Raw genomic sequence first — 8,079 nt, 5'->3', positions numbered from 1 at the left:
GTGTGGTTGTCATGCGGCGGGAATAATTTCGGACATTTTGTCCGCTTTTTGTCCCCTTGTACATTCATCCAGTGGTTTTATTTTGTTTGTTGTTGTCTATCTACAGGGGATCCGGGCCTGCCTATCGCGGGCCTTTTTCCGATCGTCGCGTATCCGATCCTGGGTTTGACCGTCGAGTGGCTGGCGAGCCATTGCGTCTAGATGTTTGATGCGTTCGTCCAATGCTGCGCACTCCGCTTTCATCGCGGCATAGTCGTAGTTGGGTTTGCTCTCTGCTATCACCGTTGATTGAGCTGGTGGTTCTGCTGCTGGAGGTGTCTCCGGTAGGCGGACCGCATCCATCAGGTTGTGATTTTCCTTAGTCACGACCCGGCTGGTCTTTGCGCCTGCAGCACAGTCGCCGTCGCTGTATGTGGTTTTGCCGTTGGCTAGGCACTTGGTGACGAGTCGACTCCCTGGTTCTGGTGCTGTGCTGGGTAGAGGCTGTCCTTGTGGTTGCCCTGTGGCCTGGCTGGGGCGCGTGGGCGCCGGCGTGATTCCGGTGACCGGCGGGCGTTGATTCCACCAATCAGTTGTTCGGTAGCCTGCGTAAATGAGAGCCAGGAGTGTGAGTAGTGCGCCAAGCCAACGGAGAACGGGTTGCTCAGGCGGCGGAGTGAAGGGCCGCTCGCGGTCAGCACCTTTCAAAAAATCATGATCCATCAAACCCTCCTTGCGCGCATTTGTTTGTACTGACGATACCGCACCAATAGGCTTTGCAGAACTGGGGTCTTCGTTGCCAGGGGCCATACGGCTGGCTAAGCTTTTCCTTTTCAACCAACGAGGACAAGCCCATGCCCAACACCCCATCCCTCCCCGAAAGCATCATGTCCCACGTCTCCATCGGCACAAACGACTTTCCACGTGCCAAGGCGTTCTACACCGCTGTGCTGGGTGCGATGGAGATCAAGGTGATCATGGAGCACCCTGGTGCCGTCGCTTTTGGGCGCGCGTATCCGGAGTTCTGGGTGGGTGTGCCGCACGATGGCGGGAAGGCGCATGTGGGCAATGGCTCGCATTTTGGTTTCCTCGCCGTTTCCAAAGCGCAGGTGGATGCGTTTTATGCCAAGGCGCTGGAGCTGGGTGGGCAGGGTGATGGCGCGCCGGGCCCGCGGCCTTTGTATGGGCCGCAGTATTACGGCTGCTTTGTGCGGGACCTGGACGGGCACAAGATTGAAGCGCAGTTTTCGGATACATCTGCGGGTTGATGTAACGCTGGTCTTAAGTCAAATGGGCCGTTGGGCCAAGCAGAACGTGCGCGAGCAGCTATTTAATTCATAGCAATCCGGCTTGCTTTCCCTTCGCCTTGTCGCGCTTGGGTACGGGGCGCTGTCTGACATGGGCGGGCATTCGGGGTTTTCAGAATGGTTGTTACGCGGGTTGGTGTTGCCTTGTTTGCACGCTGGCCCTTGTTCAACCCCTTTATCTGGAGACACACCATGCCGAACAAACAGAACGCAAARAACAAGCAGAACAAGCAACTCGCAACCGAGGACGCACGCAACCAGGCCGGCGGAGCGATGGAGCAAGACGGCACACCCAAAGCATCGGGCCACGGCGGCAAGGTTGAAAACRACTTCAACCAGATGGGTGAGCAAAAACCTACGCAGAAGAACGAGGGCCAGCGCACGGCCAACAGCCGCAGCGACCGGGAGTCGCATGTGGGCGGCAGCAACCAGCTGCAGTCGCGCCGCGGCAGCACGGGGCGTTGACGTGGCTGCCGACACGTTCAGCCGCGGGGCGGGGGTGAAGGCCGGCCAGTTTGATCACCAGAGCGGCGAGCACCTGACGCTGGACAGCGCGAAGATTTACTTTGAGGTTCACGGTGATGACGCCGACCCGCCGCTGCTGTTTCTGCACGGTGGGCTGGGCACGATGAAGGACTTCAACAGCGCCCTGCCGCTGCTGCAGAAGCGCTTCCGCGTGATCGGCATCGACAGCCGGGGCCACGGCAAGTCAACCCTGGGCACGGCGGGCGTGACCTACCAGCGGCTGGCGCTTGACGCTGCTGCTGTGCTGCAGCACCTGGGCGTTGAGCGCTGCAGCGTGGTGGGTTTCAGCGACGGCGGCATCACGGCGTTGCGCATGGCCGCGCAGACTGCGTCACTGATCGACAAGCTGGTTGTCATTGGCACCGACAAAATGCTCAAGGCCGATGACCCGGTGCGCAAGCTGCTGGGCGGCGTCACGGCGCAAAGCTGGGCGAAAAAATTCCCCGAGTCGGTGGCGCTGTACAACGCGGTCAACCCGCAGCCCGACTTTGCGGCGCTGATTGATGCCGTCGTGCCGATGTGGCTGGACGACGGCCCCAGCGGCTACCCGGGCGACTGCGTCAAGCAGATCARTTGCCCCTTGCTGGCGATTCGCGGCGATGAAGACCACCTGGTGTCGCGTGCCAGTGTGTTTGAGCTGGCGGAGCAGGTGCCCGGCGCGAAGCTGCTGAACATTCCGTTTGCCGGCCATGAGGCGCACAAGGACCAGGCCGAAGGGGTGATGGCGTGCGTGAACCGGTTTCTGGAATGAAATAAAGGCCATTTTCATCACGAAAAGTGGCTGCAGCCCTGGCAGAACGTGCGCGAGCAGCTATCAATACCATAGCGCTTGGTGCTTTCGGCGCTGTTCGCATCTTTACCTGCCGCTGAGGCATTTCCTTACAAACCGCAACGTGGCAGACGCATGGCTCTAAGTTTGGCGGCGCAGGATGAACGCTTGTTTTTTTCTGCGGGGCAACCACCTGCAGACATCGCCGAGAAAGGCCGCCATGAAAAAGATCGCCGACTTCCTGTTTCACCCGCGCTATTTGCGGGCCATTCCTTCGCTGGTGGTGCTGACCACCGCCATGGCCTGGAGCGTGGCGCCGGACCCGGATGCGGTAGACACCGTGCAGAAGCGGGCAGGCGTGAGCTTGTCGCTCAACCACACGGCCGCGGGCAACAGCCCGAACGACAAGCTGCTGGACAAGCCCGAACAGGCTTGAATGCGGCCCAAGCGGTCGTAACGCCCTAGGGCTTGGCCGCGGCCATCCAGCGGCCGATCTTGCCGACCACTTCGGCCTCCAGCCCGTTATAGCCGTGGTACGCCATGGCCTCACAGGGGTCGCCCCGGCTTTGGCCGCCGGTGAAGGTCAGCAGCTCGGCCTTCGGCGTCTTGGCCAGTTTTTCCATCAGCTGCGGCATGTCACTGAAGGCGCAGAGCTTGCAGCCGTCTTGTTCGTGGTGCACCACCAGCACCGGAATCGTCAGTTTCTCCATCGGCATTTTGGGCACGGCGCGGCCGTTGGGGTCGGTCAGGATGGTGGACGTGAGCACGATGCCGTCGGGGCCGCCCTGCGCCGGCGCCGCCTCCGTGGCGATGTAGGCGGCCGACTGTGTGCCGCGGCTGGTGCCCACCAGCCACACGGGCACAGGCGACTGCTGCTTCAGCCACGCAATCACGGCCAGCACGTCGGCGGTGTGTTCGGGCTTTTGCCGGTTGCCCGACAGAAACGGCGGCGACTGTTTGTCTGACGGCGCATCAATCACCGCGACCGCAAAACCGGCGTCGGCAAACTGCTGGCGCGTGCGCACGACGAAGTTGCCGTTGCCCCAGCCATAGCCGCCGCTGTCGTTGATTTGCAGCCCGCCGTGGCCGCCGGCCATCAATATGACGGAGGCTTTGGGGGTGGCGTTCGGGGTGGGCGCGATGTAGACAAAGCGCTGGGTCACACCCGGGCGGGTGGGAATGTCGACCACGCGCGGCGCACTTTGCGCCAGTACGTTCCCGGCCACGACCATGCACAACAGCAGGAGAGCGGGCAGTGCGTGGCGCAGCCACAGGTACCGTGCGGAGGAATGCGGTGTCATGGTGGGGTTCCTGTGAGGACGTTTCGGGATTTGTTTAAAGAAAATAGGGCTGCAACCCAATCAGGACGGGCGCGAGCAGCTATCAAAGCAATAGCGCGCGCGTTGAACGCTGCTGGCGCGCCGGTGCTTCATGGCGCCGTCGCGGCTTTGATCCACTGCACCATCGCCTCGCTGGCCACGACCGGTGTGGTGAGGTGGTTGGCCTTGACTTCGAGGTACTGGCTTTTGGGGTTGGCGGGCAGCTTGTCGGCAAAGTAGGGACGGGCGTATTTGCTGATGCCGTCGTCTTCGCCCACCACTGTCAGCACGGGGGTGCCGGCCGGGATGCGCGGGGCGGTGACGCCCATGTCGGCATCGGACTCGGGGTCGAAATAGCTGAGGTAGTCTTTCGCGGTGGCCGTCACGCTCAGCTGCTTGCCCTGGTTGATGTCGGAAAAGCGTTCACGCGAATCGCCCTTGCCTGCGGCAACCAGTGCGCGGGCTTCGTCCACGCTTTCGCGCACGACCTTGCTTTGCGGCGATGCGTAGTAGCGCGCCGGCACATGGCCGGGCGCCAGCAGCACCAGTGCCTGCACGTCGCCGCCGCGCGCGGCAAAACTCATGGCGGCGGGCACGCCCAGGCTGTGGCCTGCAATCACGATTTTCGTGGCGCCCTGGCTGCGCAGGGTTTTGACATGGCCGGTCATTTCGGCCATGGCCTTGTCCCAGTTGCCGTCGATATAGCGGCCGCGCGACCAGGGCATGTCGGGAAACAGCACCAGCATGCCTGCGCCTTCCAGCACGGGCTTGATGCGGCTCATGTTGGGGTCGTTGTTGCTGCCGGGGTTTTTGCCGTGCAGCATCAGCACGCCGATTTTGGGGTTGCCGTCTTGCGCGTGGACGGCGCCGGCCAGCAGGGCAGACGCGAAAAGAAGGCCCGTGGCAACAAAGTGCTGGAAATGTCTGCGGCGCATAAAGCCTTTCGGGCGGTGGCTGATGGGGGATCGAGGTCGGGCCCAATATAACCCCGGCAAACCGCCGCGACAGCCGGGTTTGCACGCAGGGGCCGGGCTTCCTACAATGGCACGATGAACGCCGTCATGCCGCAAACCACCCCCAACGCCCCGGCAACCCCCTTGCTGGCCAGTGAGCCTGACCGCGCGGCTTACCGCGATTACGCGCAGCCCGGCCTGGACCGTGTACGCACCTTCTACCGCAACAACCACCAGAACCAGACCTACGATTTTGTGCAGCGCAAGAAAGCCGAGTGGCTGGCGTTTTCGCAGCGCGAGATGACGCCCTGGGCCGCGCTGGAATTCCTCAACACGCTGGTCGATGAGTCGGACCCGGACATCGAGCTGCCGCAAATCAGCCACCTGCTGCAAACCGCCGAGGCTATTCGCGCCGACGGCCACCCCGACTGGTTTGTGCTGACGGGTTTCATCCACGACCTGGGCAAGGTGCTGTGCCTGTTCGGCGAGCCGCAGTGGGCCGTGGTGGGCGACACCTTCCCGGTGGGTTGCAGGTTTTCAGACCGCATCGTTTACCCCGAATACTTTGACCTGAACCCCGACAGCCGTGACGCGCGTTACAACAGCGAGTACGGCGTGTATGCACCCGGCTGCGGGCTGGACGCGGTGCACATGTCCTGGGGCCATGACGAATACCTGTACCAGCTGCTGAAGTCGCATTTGCCGATGCCGGCGCTGTACATGATTCGCTACCACTCCTTCTACGCCTGGCACCGTGAGGGCCAGTACGGCCACCTGACGGACGCGCAGGACGCGGCGCACCTGGAATGGGTGCAGAAGTTCAACCCCTACGATCTCTATTCCAAGAACGACAGGCCGCCGGTACTGGCCGAACTCAAGCCGTATTACGACGACTTGATGGCGAAGTATTTGCCGGCGCAGCTCAAGCTGTAGTTTGTAGTTTCAGCCCGGGCCCTCAGTCCTCTTCAACGCCGTTGCTGCTGCGGCTGCTGCGCCAGATAGCGCGCACCAGCCATATGCCGCCGGCCATGGCGCCCGTAAAACCCAGAAAGCCGAAGGCCGGCAGGCCAAACAGCGTGGGCCCGCCCTTCACCGTCATGACGATGGACGAGCCGATGATGAGCGCGGCGATCACCAGCGCCATAGCCAGCCGGTTGGCGGCGCGGTCCAACTGGTCGCCCACGCGCTTGAGGTGGGCCAGCTCTATGCCCACGTGCACGCGGCCGCGGCGCGCGTTGCGCAGCAGGCGCGACAGATCATGCGGCAGCTGCCCGGCCAGGGCCAGCGCGCGGCTGAAGGTTTGCCAGCTCCGGGTGGCCAGGGCCTTGGGCTGGTAGCGGGCGCGCACCACTTGCCGCAGCAGTGGCGTGGCTTCAGTGGCCATGTGAAAGCCCGGGTCCAGCCCGCGGCCCATCCCTTCGAGCGAGATGAAGGCCTTGATCAGCAGCGCCAGGTCAGGCGGCAGGCCCAAGTGGTGCTCGCGCAGGATGGCGGTGACATCGGACAGCATTTGCCCCAGGCTGAGCTGGGCCAGCGGCGTGCCGTGGTACTGGTCGACGAAGGTTTCGATTTCGGACTCAAGCTGCGACAGGTTGACGCCATGCTCGTCGCCGGTCCAGTCGAGCAGCACGTCGGCCACGGCTTGCGGCTGGCGCTCGACCAGGCCCAGCAGCAGCTGCAGCAGCTCTTCCCGCCGCCGCGCGGTCAAGTGCCCGACCATGCCGAAATCAATAAAGGCGATGCCGTTGCCGGGCAGGTAAAACACATTGCCGGGATGCGGGTCGGCGTGAAAGAGGCCGTCTTCCACAATCATTTTCAGCACGGCGCGGGCGCCGCGGCGGGCCAGTTCGCCGCGGTCAAAACCGGCCTCGGGCGTGAGCTGCTCCAGTGCGCTGCCGGGCACGCCTTCGACCAGGTCTTGCACATTGACGCGCGGGCCGGTGTGGGCCCAGTGCACGCGCGGGATCACGACATAGGGCAGCGGCGCCATGTTGACGGCGATGCGCTCGGCATGGCGGCATTCGGCGGCCAGGTCGAGCTCACGGTGCAGCGACTTGGCGAGCTCGCGCACCAGCTGGCGCGGGCGGTAGGGTTTGAGTGCGGGCAGCTCTGCCTCGGCCATGGAGGCCAGACGCTCCATCAGGCGCAGGTCGGCKTCGATGACTTCGGTGATGCCGGGGCGGCGGATCTTGACGATGACTTCTGTGCCGTCGTGCAGCTGCGCGCGATGCACCTGCGCTATGGAGGCGGCCGCCAGCGGCGTGGCGTCAAAGCGGGCGAAGACGGTTTCGGGCTCGCCGCCCAGGTCTTCGCGCAGCTGCGGCAGCAGGAGGGCCAGCGGCACGGGCGGCACGTGGCTGTGGAGTTTTTCGAACTCGGTGATCCATTCGGGGCCGAAGAGATCCGCGCGCCCGGCGAGTACTTGCCCGAGCTTGACAAAGGTGGGGCCCAGCTCTTCCATGGCCAGACGCACCTGCTCGGCGGGGCTGATGCGGGCGAGGTCGGCCACGCCGTCCCAATGCAGCGCATGGCCCGCGCGTTCAAGCCTGTCGGCCAGGCCGAGGCGGCGCACGCTGTCGCCAAAGCCGTGGCGAACCAGCACGCCGGCGATTTCTGCCAGGCGCGTCATGTCACGCGCAGCGCCGAAGGTCCCGATCAACATCGAATGATGATAGCCCTGAGTTGTGTTGGCGGGCTTGCCTTTTGTCAATTGCAGGGCAGGCGCGGCGGGTTTTCTGGCGTGCTCTATTTGCGGGCTGCGGCGGCTGAGGCGCCGGATTTTTCCTTCTTGTCGGGCAGCTCGATCTTCACTTCCAGCACGTCCAGGTTGTCCTGGCGCTCCAGGTGCAGCTTGATGTCGTGCGGGTCGATGCGGATGTACTTGGCGATCACGGCGATGAGGTCGCGCTGCAGCGCGGGCAGGTAGTCGGGCTCATGGCCGCGCCCTGTGCGTTCGTGCGCCAGGATGATCTGCAGCCGCTCCTTGGCGACGTTGGCAGTTTTTTTCTTTTCGCCGAGAAAAAAGGACAGGAAGGACGCCATCGTTTTATTTCCCCCCGAACCAGCGCTTGAAGAGGCCGGGTTTTTGCGCGTCGATGAAACGCATGGGCTTGTCCTTGTCGCCGAGGAAACGATCGACCACGTCCTTGTAGGCTTCCGACACATCGCTGCCGTTCATGTGCACGGCCGGCACACCCTGGTTGGAGGCTTGCAGCACGGACTCGGAT

The 8,079-nt window shown here is 63.4% G+C and carries 10 protein-coding genes and 1 pseudogene; 6 read left to right on the top strand and 5 right to left on the bottom strand.

Annotated elements, in window-relative coordinates; translation table 11 throughout:
* From AC1DWI_RS07875 to AC1DWI_RS07855, 5 genes are all read left to right on the top strand, one after another.
* On the top strand, nt 1–201 hold a 201-nt coding region (locus tag AC1DWI_RS07875; protein WP_477724633.1), incomplete at its 5' end, for a hypothetical protein.
* Between the two features lie 632 nt (nt 202–833).
* Nucleotides 834–1,247, top strand: coding sequence for a VOC family protein (locus AC1DWI_RS07870; RefSeq protein ID WP_477670423.1), 414 nt, complete (start codon nt 834–836; stop codon nt 1,245–1,247).
* A gap of 231 nt (nt 1,248–1,478) precedes the next feature.
* Complete coding sequence (locus tag AC1DWI_RS07865; RefSeq protein WP_477724634.1) at nt 1,479–1,751, top strand: hypothetical protein; 273 nt, start codon at nt 1,479–1,481, stop codon at nt 1,749–1,751.
* 1 nt (nt 1,752) lies between these two features.
* Nucleotides 1,753–2,562 (top strand): alpha/beta fold hydrolase, encoded by an 810-nt coding sequence (locus AC1DWI_RS07860; RefSeq protein ID WP_477724632.1) that lies wholly within the window; start codon nt 1,753–1,755, stop codon nt 2,560–2,562.
* A gap of 238 nt (nt 2,563–2,800) precedes the next feature.
* Nucleotides 2,801–3,016: a hypothetical protein gene (locus AC1DWI_RS07855; protein WP_477648569.1), complete on the top strand. Its 216-nt coding sequence runs from the start codon at nt 2,801–2,803 to the stop codon at nt 3,014–3,016.
* A gap of 25 nt (nt 3,017–3,041) precedes the next feature.
* On the opposite strand, the gene AC1DWI_RS07850 is transcribed toward AC1DWI_RS07855, so the two are convergent.
* On the bottom strand, nt 3,042–3,881 hold the full coding sequence (locus AC1DWI_RS07850) for an alpha/beta hydrolase (RefSeq protein WP_477670421.1): 840 nt from the start codon (nt 3,879–3,881) through the stop codon (nt 3,042–3,044).
* 128 nt (nt 3,882–4,009) lie between these two features.
* Nucleotides 4,010–4,834 carry an alpha/beta fold hydrolase gene (locus tag AC1DWI_RS07845; RefSeq protein WP_477670420.1) on the bottom strand — a complete coding sequence of 275 codons (825 nt, stop codon included), beginning with the start codon at nt 4,832–4,834 and terminating at the stop codon, nt 4,010–4,012.
* 114 nt (nt 4,835–4,948) lie between these two features.
* Between AC1DWI_RS07845 and AC1DWI_RS07840 the strand changes: the two genes are divergently transcribed.
* Nucleotides 4,949–5,785, top strand: a complete 837-nt coding sequence (locus tag AC1DWI_RS07840; protein WP_477670419.1) for an inositol oxygenase family protein — start codon at nt 4,949–4,951, stop codon at nt 5,783–5,785.
* A 22-nt stretch (nt 5,786–5,807) separates the two neighbouring features.
* On the opposite strand, the gene AC1DWI_RS07835 is transcribed toward AC1DWI_RS07840, so the two are convergent.
* The 3 genes and pseudogenes from AC1DWI_RS07835 to AC1DWI_RS07825 form a co-directional block, all read right to left on the bottom strand.
* Nucleotides 5,808–7,514, bottom strand: coding sequence for an ABC1 kinase family protein (locus AC1DWI_RS07835; RefSeq protein ID WP_477724631.1), 1,707 nt, complete (start codon nt 7,512–7,514; stop codon nt 5,808–5,810).
* Nucleotides 7,515–7,597: 83 nt separating this feature from the next.
* Complete coding sequence (gene minE, locus AC1DWI_RS07830; protein ID WP_477670417.1) at nt 7,598–7,894, bottom strand: cell division topological specificity factor MinE; 297 nt, start codon at nt 7,892–7,894, stop codon at nt 7,598–7,600.
* Between the two features lie 4 nt (nt 7,895–7,898).
* Nucleotides 7,899–8,079, bottom strand: a pseudogene (locus AC1DWI_RS07825) (septum site-determining protein MinD); the annotation flags it as partial.

The sequence above is a fragment of the Polaromonas sp. P3_C2 genome, from assembly GCF_056402675.1.
This window is presented reverse-complemented; position numbering and strand designations above follow the sequence as displayed.